Consider the following 20,912-nt stretch of genomic DNA (forward strand, 5'->3'; position numbering starts at 1 on the left):
TGTAGACGGCAAGGGATGGAAGCCCTAGGAACCTAACCGATTAAACAGGGTGAGCCTCATTCATGGGCTCACCCTGCAGGTCAACATACGTTTTGTCAAACGACCATCGAATGATGTTGGTTGCATACCACGCTGCGAATCTCACTCACACGATCAAGAATATTGTGATGATTGCAGGCTAACGGGATAATATTCAATTGGTCACACACCGCTGCTATACCATTATCCTCAATACACTTTATCAGTTGATCTCCAGCCAAGGATTGATAGTAGGCAGACATTTGGGTGGCCTTGAACAGCGTAACCTGGGTATGCCGTAATCGCCCAGAAATCTCTCCTCGGCCAATGGCATTCTCCGCCTCTTCGGCGACCAACGCCCGTATCGCCGCCTCCCCATATACTCCTAACTCTGCCAGCATGTTTTTACGCAAGTCCGGTGTAGCCTGATAATCAACCTTGACCTGATAGAAACTGTCTAACAAGTAAAGCTGGATATTCCTGACGCCACGGGCCTCTAGCATGGCGGCAATCTCCAGGGCAATCACCCCACCCAAAGACCAACCCAACAGTTGAATCACGGGTTGTTCTAGCAGCCCTTGCTGTTCCATTTTAGCCAGGTAGTAGGCGGCTACGGTGGACAGTTCGGTCAATTGCTGCTCGCTGTGATAAAGGTTGTAGTTATCCACCCCAAAGCAGTTTACCTCCCCTTCCAACGCCTTGGCGAAATCGAGATAGGCTTCACACCCTACTAAAGCAGGATGAATCATCCACAGGTTGTCGGCCCCCCGCTGGTAACGGTTAATTCGCTGAACGGGCTGATAGTTTTCCACTGCCAACATGCCGCGGATAGTGCGGTATTTAAACAGTTTCACCACTGGTACGGTTTCAGACAATATGCTAGACATTTTCTGGCACAGCGAAATTGCCAGAATAGAACTCCCCCCGCAGGCAAAGAAATCATCGGTCACACCAATGACCTCTTGTTGCAATATCTCTTGCCACAAAACGCACAATTGCTGCTCTTGTTTTGTTTCTGGCGCTACATACTGACGACGAGTATCCATATCAACTGGCAAGGGCAGTTGTTTGCGGTCTATTTTCCCGTTGGCATTAAGCGGGAACTCAGCCATAAAAATAAACGCAGCAGGGACCATATACGTCGGCAGATGCCCCTGAATCTGAGTAAGCAAACGTGAGTGATCCAACGGTGCATCGCTTACGTAATAAGCAATTAAGCGCTCTTGCTCACCGGCATCTTTCAATACTAAGCATTGTTTGATGTTACTGACCGCCATTAGGGTATTTTCAATTTCGCCTAACTCAACCCGGTAACCATTAACTTTGACCTGATTATCAATCCGCCCACAGAATTCGATATTGCCATCGTGCAACCAGCGCCCGAGATCACCGGTGCTGTAAAGCCGTTCTCCAGTGATTGGATGATTGATAAAACTTTCTGCAGTTCTCTCTGGATCGTTAAAATAACCCAGAGCTAAGCCAGCACCACCAATAAACAGCGTGCCTATAACGTTGGGCGGCACCGGCGCTAGCTGCTCATCCAGGATATAAAAGCATTGATTGGTTAACGCTTTACCGTAAGGGATACTCTGCTGAAATAGCGCGCCTTTCTCCACTTCATAGATAATCGACCAGATGGACACTTCCGTCGCCCCACCAGCACTGATAAAGCGGCAGTCAGGCGCCCAACGATGACAGCGCTGTGGCAGGTTCACCGGGATCCAATCACCACTTAACATGACGCGGCTTAAAGCGTTATTGCGCGCCAGCCCTTCACGTTCAATATATTGCATCAAGAGCTCAAACAACGCTGGGGCAGACTGCCAGAGCGTTACTCGGTACTCTACCATCAGGTAGTACCAAGCCTCCGGCTGATAGCGTTGTTCTTCACTCGGGATGACCAAACGCCCTCCCGCCGATAACATGCCGAAAATATCATAGACCGACAGATCAAAACTCAGCGCACTGATGGCCAGCGTAGCATCACCAGGACCAACATTAAGACGATGATTGATATCGACAAGTGTGTTATTGGCCGCAGCATGTTGAATGGCCACCCCTTTCGGAACGCCAGTAGAGCCAGAGGTAAAAATAACGTAGGCCAATTGCGTAGGGGCCACAACTTCGGCAGGGAGAATCACCTCTGTGGCCGGTAATGTAAGCGCTCGCCCATCTGGCGCAAGGCAAATTGTCGAAAACTCCTCCCGCTGCCAAGGCTTATCGGTAAGCACCAGGCGGCAATTCGCATGCTGTATGATGCTCAGCCTGCGACTCTCTGGCCATGACGTATCCATTGGCAAATACGCTCGGCCAGCCATCAGCACGGCAAGCACCCCCACTATTTGCGCTCGCCCTTTATCTATCACAACCGCAATAAGGTCTGAATGGCCAAAATTGCCTTGGCGGATCTGATTAGAGAGCGTCAGTGACCATTGATACAATTCACCATAGGTACAACTTCCCTGTGAATCGATCAACGCAATATCGTTCGGGTGTTGTTTGGCCCATGACATAAAGCCATGATGAATCCCATAGGCATATTCAGCAGCGGGTCTGGCCTCCACAGCAGGTTGCAGTAACTCACGTTGTTTCGCTTCACTTAGCAGGCTCAGGCTGGCCACGTTTGCCGCTGGCGTTTGCACCATCGCGCGTAACAACTGCTGAAAATGCTGCATAAAACCGTCGATCGTTTCTGGGGAAAACAACGCGCAGGCGTAATTAATATTTGCGACGAGCTGTGGTTGCCCATCTTCAATCAGCAGGCCCAAATCGAATTTCGCAACCTGGTAGTATTGCATGAGGTCAAGCGGAGTAAATAGCGACCTTTCCCCCTGTGTCTCCATCGCCTGTTCGACGCTGAACACTACCTGAAACAGCGGTTGTCTGGACAGATCGCGCTCAACATGCAAACTTTCAACCAACTTCTCCAATGGCATGTCCTGATACTCTTGACTGGCCACGGTATTGTTGAACACTTGGCGAATCATTTCATCGACCCGTAATTCAGGGTTAATGGTATTACGTAATACCAGTGTGTTAACAAACAGACCAATCAACGGTTCTATTTGAGAATGGGGCCGGTTGGCTACTGGCGCACCAATAACAATATCCTGCTGATGGCTGTATTTACCCAGCAGCAGAGTGAACCCAGTCAGTAATACTGCGTGGAGCGTTACGCCAGTCGCTCGGGCCAGGTTACGCAACTGCTCACTCAGTTCCAGCTCGATGTTTAATGAAACCGTTGCTCCGCGATGATCAAACTCTTTAGGTCGAGGATAATCCGTGGGGAGCTCCAATGACTGGTATCCTTGCATTTTGTCCAACCAGAATTGTTGACGAGCCTGGTTGCGCTCACTTCCCTGTTGGCTCTCCAACCACAACGCATAGTCAGAATATTGGATAGTCAGCTCAGGTAACGTTAGCGGCGTATCCTTGGCAAAGAAGGCATAATGCCCTTCAAGTTCAGCCAACAGTAGGTTGGCCGACCAGCCATCAAAAGCGATGTGATGCACGTTGAGCAAGGAGAAACAGGTTACCCGCCCATCAGTCTCCCGGCGTTCGATCAATATATTGCGAATAGGATATTCTTTACGCAAATTGAATGGGCGATGAATGGCCGTTTCTAGAGTGGCTTCCCATTGGTCTGCAGCCACTTGCAAACGCTCCAGCGGTAACGGTTTCTGGTGCAGTAAAAACTCTGTGTCGCCCGACGCCGTATTTTGCACTATCGTGCTGCGCAGCAAATGATGGCGCGAGACCACCGCCTGCAATGCCTGCAGATAGGCGGTGATATTAATCTCTGCCCCCAGTTCGAACAGCACTGGAACCTGATAAAGATCACTGCCTTGCATCAGTTCATCAAGAAACCATAAACGCATTTGTGATGAGGATAGTGGATATTGCGTCTTCTTTTGTGCTGCGATTGGCCCTGCCGCATGCACCGCTGTCTGCTGTTTCAGGTGCTGGCAAAACTGTCGGATAGTGGGGTAAGCACTGAACATCGCGAAAGTCACTTCCCTTGCCAACGCTTGGCTCAGGCGGTTACAAAGGGTAATCGCCTGAATCGAATTGCCACCGCTACTATAAAAATTATCGTTGACGCCAACGCGTTCAGTACGCAATACCTCAGCCCATAAGTCGCAGCAAAGCATTTCCCACTCATCGCTTGGGGGAGTGTATTCTTTATGGCTCTCGCTCTGCCCAGGTATCGGCAGCGCTTTGCGATCAATCTTGCCACTGACGCTTAATGGAAAGCTCTCCAAGGCGATCACATCAGACGGACGCATATATTCTGGTAACGTCTGCGCCAACAGTTGGTGCAGGTAAGCGTTATCCATCACTTGGCTGGCGGTGTAATACAGCAAAATCCGAGGATTCGTCTCAGTCACCAGCGCCACACATTGGCTGATTTCTGGCATGACGGATAAGGTACGCTCTATTTCGCCCAGCTCGATGCGATAACCATTGAGTTTGATCTGATTGTCGATACGGCCGAGGAACTCGATATCGTTATCTTCAAGCACACGCCCCAAGTCCCCAGTGCGGTAGAGGCGCTCACCAGTGGTGGGATGGAAAATAAAGCGCTCGCTGGTTCGCTGCGGGTCATTGAAATAGCCTTGTGCTACTCCCGCGCCCCCGATATACAATTCACCCGCCATTCCCTGTGGCAAGGGCTTGAGTTGCTCATCCAGGACATAAAGCGACTGGTTGGCCAACGTGATCCCAAGCGGAATACTTTGCTGGAATTGCTCAGTTTGCGCCACTTCATACATTGTTGAACAAACAGCAGCTTCAGTTACCCCCCAACAGTTGAAGAAACGACACTGCTCAGCCCAGGTAAAACAGCGCTGAGCCAATGTAGGTGGCACCCAATCCCCCCCTAACATCACTGCACGTAACGGTGAATCAGAGTCGCTGGCATAGTGCTCCACATGCTGGAGCAACAGGTCAAACAAGGCGGGTGTCGAGAACCAGAGAGTCACCCGATGCTGTGATACCAACTGATACCAAGCTTGCGGCTGATAGCGTTGTGCTTCTGTAGGCAGCACCAAACGCCCCCCAGCAGATAGCACGCCAAACAGGTCATACACCGAGACATCAAAACTCAACGCGCTGACAGCAAAAATGGCATCGTCTGCGCCGACATTCAGTTGCCTATTCATCGCTATAACGGTATTGGTGATCGCCGCATGCGAAACTGCGACGCCTTTCGGCACGCCCGTGGAACCAGAGGTAAAAATGACATACGCCAACGCTTCAGGATCTACCGGCTCTGGGGGCAAGAGAGGCTGTGGTGACGCTATACCTTCTGCTTTACCGGTACTATCCAACACGAGAGAGGTGAAAGCAGCATGCTGCCAAGGTTCATCACATAGGACGATCTCGATATTGGCCTGTTCAACGATGGTCAAGCGGCGTTTTTCCGGCCATGACTTATCCATCGGCTGGTAGGCTTTACCCGCCATCAACGTAGCCAAGATGGCGATCACCTGGGCTCGTCCCTTATCCATCAGAATAGCGACCAATGCCGAATGACGCCCTGCGCACTGGCGTATCTGGTTTGATAATACCAACGCTGCCTGATACAGCTCGCCATAGCTGCAACTGCCCAATGCATCGATAACTGCAATATCGTCTGGGTGTTTCCGCGCCCAATCCATAAAATTCTGGTGTAGAGCGTGTTGATAGTCAAACGGCGAATTGGCTACCGGCATGGGTTGCTGAACCATCCCACTGACTGGCAATAGGGGTAATTTATAATGCGGTACATATAAATGAGTTGGCAGAGAGCTCAACAGCGTGACCAGCAAGGATAACAGCGTATCGGCTTTCTGTTCGGTCAGATAGGGGGTGGCATACGCCAAAGAAAGCATTAGTCCGTCTTCGGTAGTATGTGCCAACAGATTCAGGGGATAATCTGTTTTCTCGGCGGTAGCACGAATGCTCACCGGCATAGCCTGCATATCCACGCTTGGATAGTTTTCAAACACCAGCAACGTGTGGAATAGTGCCTCACCGCCATAGCTCAGTTCAGCCAGAGGTTGATAGCTGTATTCATCCAACTCATTCAACGAACGTTGAATGACCTGTAATTGCTGCAAACAGCTGTGATCGTTATCCCAATCCACCCTCAGCGGCAACGTATTGATATACAGACCAACGCTTTCCTCAATACCATCAATCGGCAGATTACGGCCAGATAGTGTAGTGCCAACCAAAGTGACTTCCTGCCGACTGTATATATGCAGAATTTTATGCCAGACAAACTGCAACATCACATTCAGCGTCACCCCCTGGTTCTGTGCAAGTTGCTGCAACGATGAAAATACAGCGGCAGGCAGCAGGCGCGTTAACAGGGTTTGTTCTACGCTGGTGATACTTTTTGGCTCATAAGGCACGCTAAGCAGATAAGAGATATCATTTGCCTGGCATTGGTTAAGCTGGCGCTGTTGCCAATAGGCTCGGCTGTTTTCAGCCTGCGCCATATAGTATCGCTGTGCTTGCAGGTAGGTAATTTCCTGTTGCCGCTCAGGTTTCAGCCCTGTTTGTAATTGTTGGTAGGCAAGATGTACGTATTTTAACAATAACTGGCCGCTCCACCCATCGGTGATGCTGTGATGCACGGTATAAACCAGGCAGTAATGCTGTTCGCTAATCTTCACCAGTCGTAAGCGGAACAAGCCTGGTTGTTGCAAATCAAACGGCTGAGTGAGCTGTTGTTCACATAACTGCTCAAGAGCCAATGGCCACTCAACCTGTTGTTGATAATCAACATATTGCCAATCCATTGCCGCTTCTGCACAAATCACCTGCAACGGTTGCCACTGCCAATTAAAACAAGTACGCAAAATAGGGAAGCGCGCCATGGCCATTTCCCATGCCTGCCGATAGGCAGTAGGGTTTAGCTCGATAAGATAATCCAACACCATTTGCACCCGATAACTCGGATCGTCCGGTTGGCTAACTGCATGATAGATAAACCCTTGTTGTAAACTATTACAAGGGAAAACCGCTTGCGGTGTATAGCGTTGCTGTAATTTCTCCCATAGCGTTGTGGGCAGTTTATCGCCCATTATGCACGGTAACTCGTTATGGTTACCAATCAACCGATTGATTTCAATGGTGAATCTATGGGCGACATCCCTTAAGACCGATGCCGTCAGCATACCATCCAAGCGGAAACACAACTGTTGGTTCGCCACCCAGCTATTCAATATCAGCAGCTCGCGGTTGGTATTGTCAGGATGGCTGTTTTTCCCTGCGGGTTCAGCCAGAAGTTGCCATTCACCACCCTGGTCGGTAAATTGCCCCAAAAAGTTGAAAACTATCCCTGGGTGGCGCAAGGCTAGCGCGGATTCGTTGCCGCGATTACGTAATACACCGTAGCCTATACCATGGTTCGGTACTGCTTCGAGAGCGGAACGTACTTGGGCGATATCCGCCTGTGGATTATCCGCTAAGGTAAAGTTTACTGGGTACATCGCGGTAAACCAGCCAAGCGTGCGCCCGACATCCATTTGCCCGCAGGGTAAATCGCGCCCGTGACTTTCTAGCATCAGCGTATGGCTATTGCTATGGCTGTAATGGCGCAAGGTGCGTAACCATGCGGTAAGCAGCAGGTCATTTACCTGATCGCTCATTTGCATCAGCCTGCCAGTCACCACCGTATCCAGTTGCTCATAATGCAGGTGAACCTGATGACTTAACGCAAAATCACTACGGTAATCGTGCTGGCGCTGACACTGTAAGTGCCAGTAATCCACTTCTTGCTTATCGACAGGTTTATAATCCAGTAAGGCATTCACCCACTGCCGATAGCTGGCAGACTTTAACACCAAGTCTTCGCCAAGATACAAACGACGTAAATCCTCGACCAGAATGCGCCAAGACACCGCATCAATAATCAAATGATGACAAGCGAAGAAAATACGCGCAGAGCCATCCTGATAGCCATCAACGTAACCGAATTGCCACAAAGGGCCCTGTTGATAATCAAAATCACTCTGCCACTGACTGAACAATGCCTCTAATTCAGCATCAGACAGCGTGGCTCGGTGAGCACACCGTAACGGATGAGGGGCTAATTCAGCCTGGTAATACTGATGGGAACCCTGCTGATCTAATGTAAAACGCGCTCGCAACATATCATGGTGAACCACCAACGTATTGATCGCCTGCTGTAAACGCCCCAAATCTAATTCAGGTACGCGGATCAGGAATGATTGATTCCAGTAATGACTCTGCTCAAACGCTTGATCGAAGAACCAGCGTTGGGTCGGTGACAAGGATATCGCTTGGCTAAGGTTACCCTGCTCAGGCAGCACAGCATCGGGCAAGGCCGCAGTGGTCAAATTATCCAGCAAAGCGGCAATAGAACGGTATTGATAAAGATCTTGCGTGCGGCATGCCAAGCCAATCCTGCGCATTTCCGACACCAAGCGGATCGCGGTAATAGAATCGCCACCTAATCGCAGGAAATCATCATTGAGCCCAATGTCTTCAAGACCCATCACCTGTTGCCAAACGGCTTGCAACTGTTTTTCCTGATAGGTAGTTGCCATGCGATAATCACCGCAAACTTGGCTGTAATCCGGTTCAGGCAGCGCCTGCGTATCCAGTTTTCCGTTGATGGTCAACGGTAGCGCCATTAACTGCACCAATACTGCTGGCACCATATAATCTGGCAACCGTTCAGCTAACTGACGTTTTACCAATTGATCATTGAGTGTGACCTCTGCGACATAGTAAGCAACGATACGTGGCGTCTCCTGCCCACGAACCACTACCGCACAATGCGCAACCGACGTCACGGCAACAAAGGCTTGTTCAATTTCACTCAGTTCAATCCGATGACCACGAATTTTCACCTGATCGTCGTTACGGCCAACATATTCCAGTTCACCATTCGGCAGCCAGCGCACCTTGTCGCCAGTACGGTAAAGCCGCTGAAATTCGCTTTCGTCCGCTTGTGCAAACGTATTGGCAATAAATTTTTCCTCCATCAGTTCGGGCTGGTTAAGATAACCCCGTGCCAACCCAAGCCCTGAGATACAAAGCTCCCCAGGTACGCCGATGGGTAAGGGTTGCTGCTGGCTATCCAACACGTACAAGCGCACACCCGGCAATGGGCGCCCGATATTATTCGCCCCGTTGTGGCGATAAAGGTTAATAGAGACACACACGCTCGCTTCTGAAGGGCCATAAGCATTAAACAACTGATGCCCTTGCTGCGTGAAGTGGTCAAGGCACGTGAGAGATGTCGCTTCCCCCGCCACCACAATTTGTGATAAACAAGCTGGAATGTTCGGTTGAAGCTTTAATAGTGCTGGCGGCAAATGGGCAAAATCAATGTGATGACGTTCAATCAGCGCCAATAAGGCTGGCAGATCATGACGTTGCTCCTCGGTCGCCACCACCAGCGTATGGCCGCCACACAGCGGGATGTAGGTTTCCGCCACATGGGCGTCAAACACTACGGAGGCAAATTGCAGGCAGTTGCGCGCTTTATCGGCACCGCCGATCATCGCCTGAAAACCACGCACCATATTGAGCACCCCTTGGTGTTCCAGCAAGGTGCCTTTGGGCTGCCCTGTTGTCCCAGAGGTATAAATGGCATAAGCCAACTGATGAGGTGAGTGCTCGACAGGCAAAGGTGCATCACTCACTGCCTTGCTATTGACCAATGCATCCGGTACCCACAAAGCTGCTGGTAACGCCATATCCTGTAGTTTTGCTTTTAAAGCCTGTTCAGTTATCAGCATTGGGCAATGACTATCCGCCAGAATATAGCTGATACGTTGCTTGGGCAGTTGAGGCTCTAAAGGAATATATGCGGCACCGGTTTTCATAATCGCCAGCATGGTAACGATCATCTCTACGCCACGGTTCAGGCAAAACGGGATCAAGGTGTCTGGGCTAATGCTTTTTTGCGCAATGCGCTGATAGTTTTCCGTGATACAGCGAGCAAGCTGGTTACTTTTTTGCTCCAACTCCAGGTAGGTTAGTTGTTGCTGCTCATCAACCAAGGCGATGCGTTGCGGGTATTTTTGCGCTTGTTCAGTGATTGCCTGGTGTAAAGTCCCTGTTGCCATCATCGCTTCCGGCTGCGGGGGATTCCAATCGATTAGCTGCTGGCGTTGTTGGGTTGGGGTCAGCAATGGAAAGCTCGCTAACGGTTTTTCGGGGTGCAACAGGACTTGGTTTAATAACTGCTGAAACTGCTCAGCCATCGCGGCAATCTGTTGTGGCGCAAAGCGTTCTGGCTCATAACGGATACGAAATGCGATATTATCGTTCTGTTCTTGATATTCCAAAACGAGCTCAGCGTTAGCCAGACTCTGGTCAAACCGATGATGACAGCGCGTTTGGCATCCCCTCAGCGACAGAGTCAACTCATTGAAATGTGCTTGGGCAAAACTGATGTTGGGTCGTATCCCTGTGCTTTTCAGCACTTCATATATCGGCCAGCGAGTAAAACGTAGCCCTGGCTTAGCTTTCAAATCGTGGTGGTGTGCCAAAGTCCGTTGATAAATATCAGCAAAAGTATCGTCTTGATGAACAAAAAAAGGGAATACCGCGGTATTCACCTGTGCGCCTAACCTCAGATGACTACCATTCTCCATCGAGACCGGGTAAGCAAGATGCACTGCCTCGCTTTGGCAATAACGGGCAATTAATAAAGCCCAAATAGTTTTAAACACCAAAAATGCATTAGTATGTTTTAAATTCGATTTAAGAACTTGCCATGTTTTAACTGGAAGATAGAACTTTACTTGTCGTTCAGTGGAATCTTCCCCAAAGTACTGGATATAAGGAATGTCGTTCGTTTTAGGCAATCCTGCCAACGCACTTTGCCAAAATTCTGTCGGATTGGCAGTGGAGAGGTTTTTTAATTTAAACAGATATTCCTGAACCTTCTCCGAAAAAAAATTATCATTAACAATATGATTTTCCGTCATCAAATTGTCATTGTAATAATCCGACATTTCAGCATAAGCGTCAGCCACTGAAAGCCCATCAATAATCACATGATGATAGACCACGACAAACTCGTACAGATCTTTGTCTTTATCATGATAATAACCATAGCTAAACAGTGGGCCATTATTGAGGTCGAAAGGGCGCGCGGCTAATGCTGCCAAAGCTTGTAGGCTATCGCATTTTTCTAACTCTGTGACCAGCGTATGCGCATTTTTACGCCATAAAAGCTGACCATCCTCTTCAACCAAATGACTGTCTAATACAGGATACTTATTAATCAGATATTTAACGGCGCGCTCAAGTTTATTGATATCCAGTGACCCAGTAATAGTTTGGTCCATTATCATATTGTATTTATTCGACAATGGATCAAGTTGCCATTCTGTCCAAAATATTCTGGTATACGGTGATGCTAACTGAATATTCATTTGTAGCTCCTTGCTTAAAATAACAAAATACTTTTTGTTACCCGGTGGTGAGGTTTACTCAGCCCGGGTGTTTTTTAATACTCGCTAACGTTAATTCGCTCACTGAGTCCGGCTGTGCAGATTGTCGTAACGGGTGTAACGAAAGCTGTAATCCGACGTTCAACCCCAAAGTCACCACGACGGAGAGCGGGATCCACAACAGACGAGAGTGCAGTAAGGTCGCACGAGCGGACTCATACTGGATGGTTTTTAATGTTGTCCAATAACCGGTTGCCCGCATCAAACGTAGAAAAAAACGAGCCTGGAGTGGCATTGCATGCCAGGTGGGATTGACCTCCTGGTTTAAATTGTTGATGGTGTGGCTACGGGGGAGGAATACGGTTTCATCCAGTAATGCACATTGCCCATAAGTGATGGCATCAATATGGCATTTTCTGACACCATGCTGAACCAACGCCGTCGGCTGGCGATACACCGCTTTACTGACAAATTCAGATGGATTATTTTTAACCACCAGCAACAACATCCATGTGCCCTGTAATAATGTATTGATAAGTACAACGGGATAGTCAGCAATACTATCTATGAATAAACTTAATCCCATCATAACAGAACCAATAGGTTACCATGTGACCAGAGAGGATAATATAAGAATGATTAATATTATTCCCAGATAATTGTTAAGATGAGGTAAATATCCGGGCAACTGTACTTGCTGAAGCTAATACTTCCCCTTCATCTTGCTACGTTTAGCTTCTCTATCGATAGACTGAATCTGCTATGATTCAACTCCATTAGCTTGATTTTTTAGTATTAATCTATGCGAGAAACTGTATGAAGCCTAAATCTGTCACGCTTAATGATGTCGCCGACTATGCGGGGGTGTCGTATCAGACTGTGTCACGGGTATTAAATCGGGCCGTACATGTTTCAGATAAAACTCGCGCTAAGGTCGAACAGGCAATGGCTGCGTTGAATTATGTGCCAAACCGTGTCGCACAACAGCTGGCGGGTAAACAGAGCTTTACGCTGGGGTTAGCCACCACCGAGTTGGCACTGCATGCACCTTCGCAAATCGCATCGGCAATTAAAACCCTGGCTAACCAGTTGGGTTTTAACGTGGTGATTTCCATGGTGGAAGATCTTGGCATTCAGGCCTGTCGCTCTGCGATGAATGAGCTGCTGTCACAACGGGTGGATGGTTTGTTGATTAACGTTCCCCTGACAACCGATGATGCTTATGCCATGGTGCAAACCTGTGGCGAGATCCCAGCACTGTTTTTAGACGTAGACCCCGATGCCGAGGTGTTTAGCATTTTGTTTGATCCCTATGAAGGTGCTCGGCGAGGCGTCGAACATGTTGTTGCTCTTGGGCATCGCGACATTGCGCTGATTACCGGGCCTCTGATCTCTATTTCCGGTCGTTTACGCTATCAGGGCTGGTTAGCGACGTTAGCCGAACATCAATTGGTACCTTGTTCTGTGTTTCACGGCGATTGGGATGCCGCTTCCGGTTACCAGCTTGCTGGGCAGATTTTAAGTTTGCCAAAACACCCGACGGCAATATTGGTGGCTAATGACCAAATGGCGTTAGGCGTACTGCGCGCATTACAGGAGTATGGGTTGCAAGTTCCGGCGCAAATGTCGGTGGTTGGCTACGATGACACCGAAGATAGTGCTTACTATTTCCCGCCGCTGACCACCATCAAGCAGGATTTCCGCTTGTTAGGGCAGGAAAGTGTGAAACGTTTGGTCCAGTGTCTGGAAGGGCAGCATCAGTCTCATGGGTGCTCTTTGCGTTTGGCAACCTCGCTGGTGCAAAGGCATACCACAGCGGCAGTGAATCAAAAAAATGTCTCGCCGAAAAGTTTATCTCAGGAGTTGCTGCGTATCGCTCGTCAAATCGCCACGTTGGACGAAAAATAAAATTCAACCTGAGGGGTTCAACCCTCACTCCTTTTGCTGAATATGTGACCGACATCTATTTCCCCATGATATTTGCTTTACACCTTTATGCTTGTTGTTCATTTTACAATTAATTGTGAGCGGATAACATTTTGGGGAATGTATGAGTTCATCTCAGTTAGGGAAATCACTCAGTGCTGTTTTATCTCGTCGAGACTGGGAGAATCCTGCCTGTACACACTACCATCGCTTGCCAGCACACCCGCCATTTCGCAGTTGGCGTAATGAGCAAGATGCCCGAGATGACCAGGCTTCATCACAGTCTATTTCATTAAATGGTGTTTGGCAGTTTAGCTACTTTAGCCAGCCAGAACAGGTGCCTGAAGCATGGCTACATGACGATCTGGACAGTGCGGATGAAATGCGGGTGCCTTCAAACTGGCAAATGGCAGGCTATGACGCACCAATTTATACCAATGTCACTTATCCTATTCCGGTTAACCCCCCTTTAGTGCCTGAACAAAATCCCACGGGGTGTTATTCGCTCACATTCGGTGTTGATGACGAGTGGATAACACAGGGGCAAACCCGGATTATTTTCGACGGTGTCAATTCGGCCTTTTATCTTTGGTGTAACGGTGAATGGATTGGTTATTCACAAGACAGCCGTTTACCTGCCGAGTTTGATATCAGCCACGCGCTGCAACCGGGTGAAAACCGCCTGGCGGTGATGGTATTACGCTGGTGCGATGGCAGTTATCTGGAAGATCAGGACATGTGGCGCATGAGCGGGATTTTCCGCGATGTTAGCCTATTACATAAACCAGCCAGCCATTTGAGTGATATCCATATCACTACGCCATTAAGCGACAGTTTCCGCCGGGGAGAGTTGGTTGTAACGGTAGTCGCCCAACAACCGCAGCAACACCGAGTGCAGGTGCAACTGTGGCGTAAAGAGAGGCTGATTGCCGAGAAAACCCAGTGCTTCGGCAGTGAAATCATCGATGAGCGGGGCGCTTATGACGACCGTACTACGCTGCGCTTGCCAGTGGAGCAACCGGCGTTATGGAGTGCGGAGACGCCAGAACTGTATCGTGCCGTAATCGTGCTGCTATCGCCCACCGGAGAGCTGGTAGAGGCAGAGGCTTATGACGTGGGTTTCCGCCAGGTTGAAATCAGCAACGGCTTGTTGAAGCTTAATGGTCAGCCGTTGTTGATCCGTGGTACCAATCGCCATGAACACCATCCCGAACTAGGGCAGGTGATGGATGAGGCCACAATGCGCCAGGATATCTTGCTGATGAAACAGCATAATTTCAATGCGGTACGCTGTTCCCATTATCCGAATCATCCGCGTTGGTATCAGCTTTGCGATCACTATGGCCTGTATGTGGTGGACGAAGCCAACATTGAAACCCACGGTTTACAGCCGATGAGCCGGATTGCCGATGATCCGGTTTGGTTGCCAGCCATGAGTGAACGCGTGACGCGTATGGTGCAACGCGACCGTAACCATGCTTGTATCATTATCTGGTCACTGGGTAACGAATCGGGTCATGGTAGCACCCATGATGCACTGTACCGCTGGGTTAAAAGCCAGGATCCTACCCGCCCGGTACAATATGAAGGTGGCGGGGCCAACACGGCAGCAACGGATATTCTTTGCCCGATGTATGCACGAGTGGAGCAGGATCAGCCCTTCCCAACTGTACCGAAATGGTCGCTCAAGAAATGGATCGGTTTACCTGATGAACCTCGCCCGTTGATCCTGTGTGAGTATGCTCATGCCATGGGGAACAGCTTTGGCGGTTTTGACCGTTATTGGCAAGCTTTTCGTCAACATCCCCGTTTGCAGGGGGGATTTATTTGGGATTGGGTCGACCAAGGCTTAACGCGCCTTGATGATAACGGTCAACCTTACTGGGCTTATGGGGGGGACTTCGGTGATACCCCCAATGATCGTCAATTTTGTTTGAACGGTGTGGTATTTCCCGATCGCAGTCCACACCCGGCTCTGTTCGAAGCGCAGCGCGCTCAGCAGTTTTTCCAGTTCCAGTTGCTTGAGCAGTTTCCGCTGACGGTTGAAGTGAGCAGTGAGTATTTGTTCCGTACCAGTGATAATGAACGGTTGTATTGGCACTTAACCCTGGATGGCAAACCGATTGCTGAGGGGGATGTCGAACTTGCATTACCGGCACAAGCCAGGCAGAAGATAGTGCTGGGTCACATTCCCGAACTGAATGGGGGAGGTGAGTTGTGGTTGAATGTGGAGGTTCGCCAAATAAAGGCCACAGCATGGTCTGCAGAACATCACCGTTGTGCCTGGGACCAGTGGCGTTTAACGCGGCCATTAATGTTGCCAAGGGAAAACAATCATCTGCAGGGGGAATTGCCACGGCTGAACCAGACCAATAATACCTTCAGCATTGAGTGGGGCACACAACGCTGGCAGTTCAATCGGCAAACTGGTTTGTTGGAGCAGTGGTGGCAGGATGGAAAAGCCACACTGTTGACGCCATTATGCGACAACTTTACCCGTGCACCGCTGGATAATGATATTGGCGTGAGTGAGACCACCCGCATCGATCCCAATGCTTGGGTTGAACGTTGGAAGAAAGCCGGGATGTATGCGCTAGAAACGAGCTTGCTGCAATGTGAAGTCGATTTGATAGCGCAAGGTGTGCAGATCTGCACAACGCATAGTTATAGCGGTCATAGTTATAGCGATGATAGTGATAGCGGCCAAAACATCATTCTGTTTATTAGCCGTAAGACCTATTTAATTGACCGTCTGGGTAAACTGCATCTTGATGTAAACGTTGATGTTAGCTACGGAATTCCATCACCAGCGCGCATCGGCTTGAGCTGTCAACTTGCCGAAGTTGCTGAACAGGCAACCTGGTTGGGGTTAGGCCCACATGAAAACTATCCTGACCGTCAGCTTTCTGCTCAACATGGGCGTTGGACACGACCGCTTTCAGCGTTACATACGCCATATATTTTCCCAACCGAGAATGGGCTGCGTTGCCATACGCGCCAATTGAATTTTGGCCGCTGGCAGTGGCTGGGGGATTTCCACTTTGGCCTCAGCCGTTATAGCCAACAGCAATTAACCGATACCTCGCATCAGCATTTGTTGCATGAGGAGCAGGGGGTGTGGGTCAATATTGATGGCTTCCATATGGGGGTTGGCGGCGATGACTCGTGGAGCCCGAGCGTAAGCCCTGATTTTATCTTGGATGCCGAACATTATCGTTATTCGTTGGTTTGGCAGTACGCTGAATAACATACAGCAGGGCTAAACAGTATTTATCACTAACATTATTCATAGATAAACCCTGCCGTGTATTTGAGGTTAGCTTCAACGCGCGGTAGGGTTGTTGCGTAAGGAATTCGCCATGTACTATTTGAAAAATACTAATTTTTGGATGTTTGGGCTGTTTTTCTTCTTCTACTTTTTTATCATGGGTGCTTATTTCCCCTTCTTCCCCATTTGGCTGCATGATATTAATAACATCAGCAAAGGGGACACTGGCATTATTTTTGCGACAATCTCTTTCTTTTCATTGCTGTTCCAGCCGGTTTTTGGTTTGCTGTCAGATAAGTTGGGGCTGAAAAAGCATTTGCTGTGGATTATCACCGGGATGTTGGTGTTATTCGCGCCGTTCTTTATCTATGTTTTTGGCCCACTTTTACGCACTAATATTATCTTGGGGTCCATTGCTGGTGGGATCTATCTCGGTTTTATTTATAATGGCGGTGCACCGGCTATTGAGGCGTATATAGAGAAAGTGAGCCGTCGCAGCTCATTTGAGTTCGGTCGTGCGCGTTTATTTGGTTGTGTGGGCTGGGCGTTGTGTGCATCAGTGGTGGGCATTATGTTTACCATCAACAACGAATTTGTCTTCTGGCTTGGCTCTGGTTGTGCAGTGATATTGGCGATTCTGTTATTTATTGCTAAACCTGAAGCAGCTAGCTCTGCCCAAGTTGCAGATAAATTGGGTGCCAACAGTAAACCGTTCAGTTTACGCTTGGCATTCGAATTACTGAAAAACCCTAAACTGTGGTTTTTGGCTCTGTATGTGGTGGGGGTTTCCTGCACTTATGATGTGTTTGATCAGCAGTTCGCCAATTTCTTTACCTCGTTCTTCTCTTCAGCCGAGCAGGGGACGCGTGTTTTTGGCTATGTTACCACGATGGGTGAATTGCTCAATGCATCGATCATGTTTTTTGCTCCGCTTATTGTGAACCGTATTGGCGGGAAAAATGCACTCTTGCTAGCCGGTTTCATTATGTCGATACGTATTATCGGTTCTTCATTTGCCTCTACACCATTAGAGGTGATTATTCTGAAAACCTTGCATATGTTTGAAGTGCCTTTCCTGATTGTCGGTTGTTTTAAATATATTACCACCGTATTTGAAGTGCGCTTCTCTGCCACTATTTATCTGGTTTGCTTCTGTTTCTTTAAACAACTAGCCACTATTTTTATGTCGATCTTGGCCGGGAATATGTATGAAAGAATCGGTTTTCATGGGGCTTATCTTATTCTGGGGATGGTTGCACTGTCGTTTACGCTGATATCGGTGTTTACTCTGAGCGGGCGGGGGCCACTATCAGCGTTTAAACCAGAACCTAGCGTAGTCAGGGATATGGCGTAATTAAGCGCCAGGATAACGTAATGATGACGCAACGAGAAAGATTAGCAGCTGGGTATTTATATACTGATCTTGATGAGGGCATGGCAGAGGAGCGCTTACGCGGAAAAGAGTTAATTTATGATTTTAATCATTCGCGGCCTTCTGAGCAGATAAAACGGGAAGCACTGATCCGTCAACTGATGGGGAAAATCGGCAAAAATTTTTGGATTGAGCCGCCACTGCATGTTGCTTATGGCAGCCAGATTATTGTTGGCGATAACTTTTATGCCAACTTTAATCTGGTGGTGGTGGATGACGGAAAGGTATTGATTGGTGATAACGTGATGATTGCGCCGAATGTCACGATATCCACCACCGGGCATCCGATAGATTCCTCGGTGCGTATTACCGGGCAGCAGTTTTCTTTAACCGTCACCATTGAGGATAATGTTTGGATAGGCAGTGGAGTAATAATTAATCCTGGAGTGACCATTGGCCGTAATAGCGTGATTGGAGCAGGGAGTGTAGTGACCCGAGATGTCCCCCCCGACGTGGTTGCCGTAGGTGTTCCATGCCGCGTGCTAAGGCCGATCGGTGAGCAAGATACTTGGGAGGGCAGCGCCAAGCGCACTGGGCTTTGAGCAAACGCCAAGGGGCGCTGCGGCGCTCCTTGGGTTTTAATGATGTTGACAGGGATTATTTAACCGGTTATCTACTTGGTTGCCATTCAAGCTGCCGCGGTATTAGTGACGCGAGATACTTGGCTCTTCCTACGCTTCGACCCTTATCGGGGCCGCTGCAAGCGTTTCCATAGTTCTGGTATGATCAGTTTGATAAATCAGGCAACCGCTGGAGTCAACTTTAGTTCAATAGGATTCAGTAAATTCCATGGCTTTATTGAGTAGAAAATCCATTTTAATACTGGCGCTAACGGTTAATCCTATGATTCCTACTTCTTGTTGAGGGTTAATTTCATCCAAGGCATTGAAGTAGGCTTCTTTATATTTAACCCACGCTTTTTGTTCCGTGATTAATGCAGACTTTATTGTTTCATCTTTTTGTTCTTTAAGGGAAAGTTTAAAGAGTCTATCGATCTCCTTTTCCCATGCATCAGCGGCATCATAATAACAGTTCATCATCCTGGTACTATAATTTTTCGCATCATCCTTGACACATTTATCAAATTCTTCCTCAATTTGATAATTTAACTCAAATTCGTCATCAGATGTTGCACTGAGTTCAGCGGCTCTGGCCGTGTTAATGAATATCAATAAAACGATAATAATCATTTTTTTTACCACAATTCTCTCCCTCGGTTTTATGACTTAATACATTGTATTTCTTAAAGATAATAGGGCGCATAACCCTAGCCAGTAGGGGCCTGGTGCGCTATCGAAAATAATTCTCGCTGAGTTGCCTTGCTTGTTTACTAAGGAAAATCATTTTAAAAAAAGCGTTTATTTCAGGCCCATCCGGCCATTGTTGCTGATCGGAAAAAATAACATCTAAAGCTTGAAAAGATGATTTTTTATACTCAACCCAAGCGGTTTGCATTTTTTTTAGTGCCGACAGTTCATTCTCGGTCCGATCTTGCATCATAAGTTGAAGTTGTTTATCAATTTCCGCTTGCCAAGCATCTACAGCAGTATTATAGCAGGCAGCCATCCCTGCACTCGAGCGTTGCGGAACGCTGTCAGTACACTTGGCCAATGTTTCATCAATATTTGTATCGAGTTCCTTAGCGTTCGCCAAGGGAGTCGATATCAGTAAGAGCAGCATAATAGCCATCTTTACCATTCTATCCATCTATCCCTCTCATTTTATGCTTTACCGTTATCGCTATATATCATACAGATGAGTTGGAAAAATTGCAGTCATTGGCATTGTAAGTGGCTGAGTCAAAGGATAGCGTTAAACAAGCTCAATGATATGGTGCTGTCTCAGCAAAGTGGGGGCCACCTACCGTACCATTGTTCTCGGAAAATGCTCCCAGGATAAGGCCTCCAGGATAAGGCAACCCTAAAGGGGGCCGTTTTGAATGAATCGTATCAACACCTTGGCACTGTGCCACAATCAGGCTTCAAGCAAGCTGAATCCAGCAAGTCAGTGTCACCTTATCCAAACAAATCGTATATCACGCTAATTATCTGAGGTGAATTTTTACTTTTTACTAATGAATGTTTTTACTCAAAATTATGGATCTAATCATTTGATTATTAATGATAATAAATATTCTTTAGTGATTTAATCCTGTTAGCTTTTAACATTCGAAAGATATAACTATGAATCCCTCATCAGTGTAAACGATATCATTACACTTCTTAATTCATGTATAATAGTTATGAATTGGATTTAAATTCTGTTTATTTTAACATTCAAAGCATGAAGTTCTATTTCGTTGGTTTTTTTGACAGGCTTACTTTAAAATTTAATTGATTGCCAAGGAGTTAACAAGTTATATAATCCGTCCGTCAGTGACGACTTGGTGCTTTTTTGATCAAAGAGAAACAGTGATCCGAGACATATATGGAAAGTAGACTTTATGGATTTTTGCTCAATGAAGACATTCAACTCGATATTATTAATAAAAGGCTTGTGTGTTACCGTGCTGAAACTGCTGAAAATGCAATGTTCTTTAAAGTGGTCACACTTAATGACGTGCAATTGAGATTATTGTTATTACTATTGGATAATGAACCAGGAACCATTATTTCCAAGAATGATATCATAGAAAATGTATGGAAAGAGAGTCAATCTTACTCTTCTAGCCAGCGGCTATGGTATTTAATAAAGGTATTGAGAAATAAATTAGCCTCCATTGGGCTACCAGAAGATTTTATTTCAAATGCCCACGGTGTTGGATATTTTATAGGCAGTTACAGCGTATTACCAATGTTTATCGGGTAATTCTACTCTGTTTTAACGGGGTGGATACCGTATA

Annotated in this window: 9 protein-coding genes; 5 read left to right on the forward strand and 4 right to left on the reverse strand. The window is 47.7% G+C overall.

Annotated features, from left to right (window positions below; translation table 11 throughout):
• Nucleotides 1-95 precede the first annotated feature (95 nt).
• Nucleotides 96-11,426 carry an amino acid adenylation domain-containing protein gene (locus AC2A06_RS01100; protein WP_484379077.1) on the reverse strand — a complete coding sequence of 3,777 codons (11,331 nt, stop codon included), beginning with the start codon at nt 11,424-11,426 and terminating at the stop codon, nt 96-98.
• A 58-nt stretch (nt 11,427-11,484) separates the two neighbouring features.
• On the reverse strand, nt 11,485-12,033 hold the full coding sequence (locus AC2A06_RS01105; protein ID WP_484379078.1) for a hypothetical protein: 549 nt from the start codon (nt 12,031-12,033) through the stop codon (nt 11,485-11,487).
• 227 nt (nt 12,034-12,260) lie between these two features.
• Here AC2A06_RS01105 and AC2A06_RS01110 point away from each other — a divergent pair, with 227 nt between their 5' ends.
• From AC2A06_RS01110 to AC2A06_RS01125, 4 genes are all read left to right on the forward strand, one after another.
• On the forward strand, nt 12,261-13,352 hold the full coding sequence (locus AC2A06_RS01110) for a LacI family DNA-binding transcriptional regulator (protein WP_484379079.1): 1,092 nt from the start codon (nt 12,261-12,263) through the stop codon (nt 13,350-13,352).
• Between the two features lie 142 nt (nt 13,353-13,494).
• Complete coding sequence (locus AC2A06_RS01115) at nt 13,495-16,617, forward strand: beta-galactosidase (RefSeq protein WP_484379080.1); 3,123 nt, start codon at nt 13,495-13,497, stop codon at nt 16,615-16,617.
• Between the two features lie 112 nt (nt 16,618-16,729).
• Nucleotides 16,730-17,992, forward strand: a complete 1,263-nt coding sequence (locus AC2A06_RS01120) for an MFS transporter (protein WP_473195797.1) — start codon at nt 16,730-16,732, stop codon at nt 17,990-17,992.
• A gap of 23 nt (nt 17,993-18,015) precedes the next feature.
• Entirely contained in the window at nt 18,016-18,612 is a 597-nt protein-coding gene (locus AC2A06_RS01125; protein WP_484379135.1) for a maltose acetyltransferase domain-containing protein, read from the forward strand.
• 225 nt (nt 18,613-18,837) lie between these two features.
• Here AC2A06_RS01125 and AC2A06_RS01130 read toward each other — a convergent pair whose 3' ends face one another.
• Together AC2A06_RS01130 and AC2A06_RS01135 are read right to left on the reverse strand one after the other, a co-directional pair.
• On the reverse strand, nt 18,838-19,272 hold the full coding sequence (locus tag AC2A06_RS01130) for a lysozyme inhibitor LprI family protein (protein WP_484379081.1): 435 nt from the start codon (nt 19,270-19,272) through the stop codon (nt 18,838-18,840).
• An 88-nt stretch (nt 19,273-19,360) separates the two neighbouring features.
• The gene (locus tag AC2A06_RS01135) at nt 19,361-19,777 is read right to left on the reverse strand and encodes a lysozyme inhibitor LprI family protein (RefSeq protein ID WP_484379082.1); all 417 of its coding nucleotides are present in this window, start codon (nt 19,775-19,777) and stop codon (nt 19,361-19,363) included.
• Nucleotides 19,778-20,497: 720 nt separating this feature from the next.
• Between AC2A06_RS01135 and AC2A06_RS01140 the strand changes: the two genes are divergently transcribed.
• Complete coding sequence (locus AC2A06_RS01140; RefSeq protein WP_484379083.1) at nt 20,498-20,878, forward strand: winged helix-turn-helix domain-containing protein; 381 nt, start codon at nt 20,498-20,500, stop codon at nt 20,876-20,878.
• Nucleotides 20,879-20,912: the final 34 nt, after the last annotated feature.

This window comes from Serratia sp. HNCC26DJ244, from assembly GCF_057180565.1.

Excerpts from the sequence above, each read along its gene's own strand:
- AC2A06_RS01125 (WP_484379135.1), top strand. The coding sequence starts at position 18,016 with ATGACGCAACGAGAAAGATTAGCAGCTGGGTATTTATATACTGATCTT.
- AC2A06_RS01110 (WP_484379079.1), top strand. The coding sequence starts at position 12,261 with ATGAAGCCTAAATCTGTCACGCTTAATGATGTCGCCGACTATGCGGGG.
- AC2A06_RS01115 (WP_484379080.1), top strand. The coding sequence starts at position 13,495 with ATGAGTTCATCTCAGTTAGGGAAATCACTCAGTGCTGTTTTATCTCGT.
- AC2A06_RS01120 (WP_473195797.1), top strand. The coding sequence starts at position 16,730 with ATGTACTATTTGAAAAATACTAATTTTTGGATGTTTGGGCTGTTTTTC.
- AC2A06_RS01100 (WP_484379077.1), bottom strand. The coding sequence starts at position 11,426 with ATGAATATTCAGTTAGCATCACCGTATACCAGAATATTTTGGACAGAA.
- AC2A06_RS01135 (WP_484379082.1), bottom strand. The coding sequence starts at position 19,777 with ATGGATAGAATGGTAAAGATGGCTATTATGCTGCTCTTACTGATATCG.
- AC2A06_RS01105 (WP_484379078.1), bottom strand. The coding sequence starts at position 12,033 with ATGATGGGATTAAGTTTATTCATAGATAGTATTGCTGACTATCCCGTT.
- AC2A06_RS01140 (WP_484379083.1), top strand. The coding sequence starts at position 20,498 with ATGGAAAGTAGACTTTATGGATTTTTGCTCAATGAAGACATTCAACTC.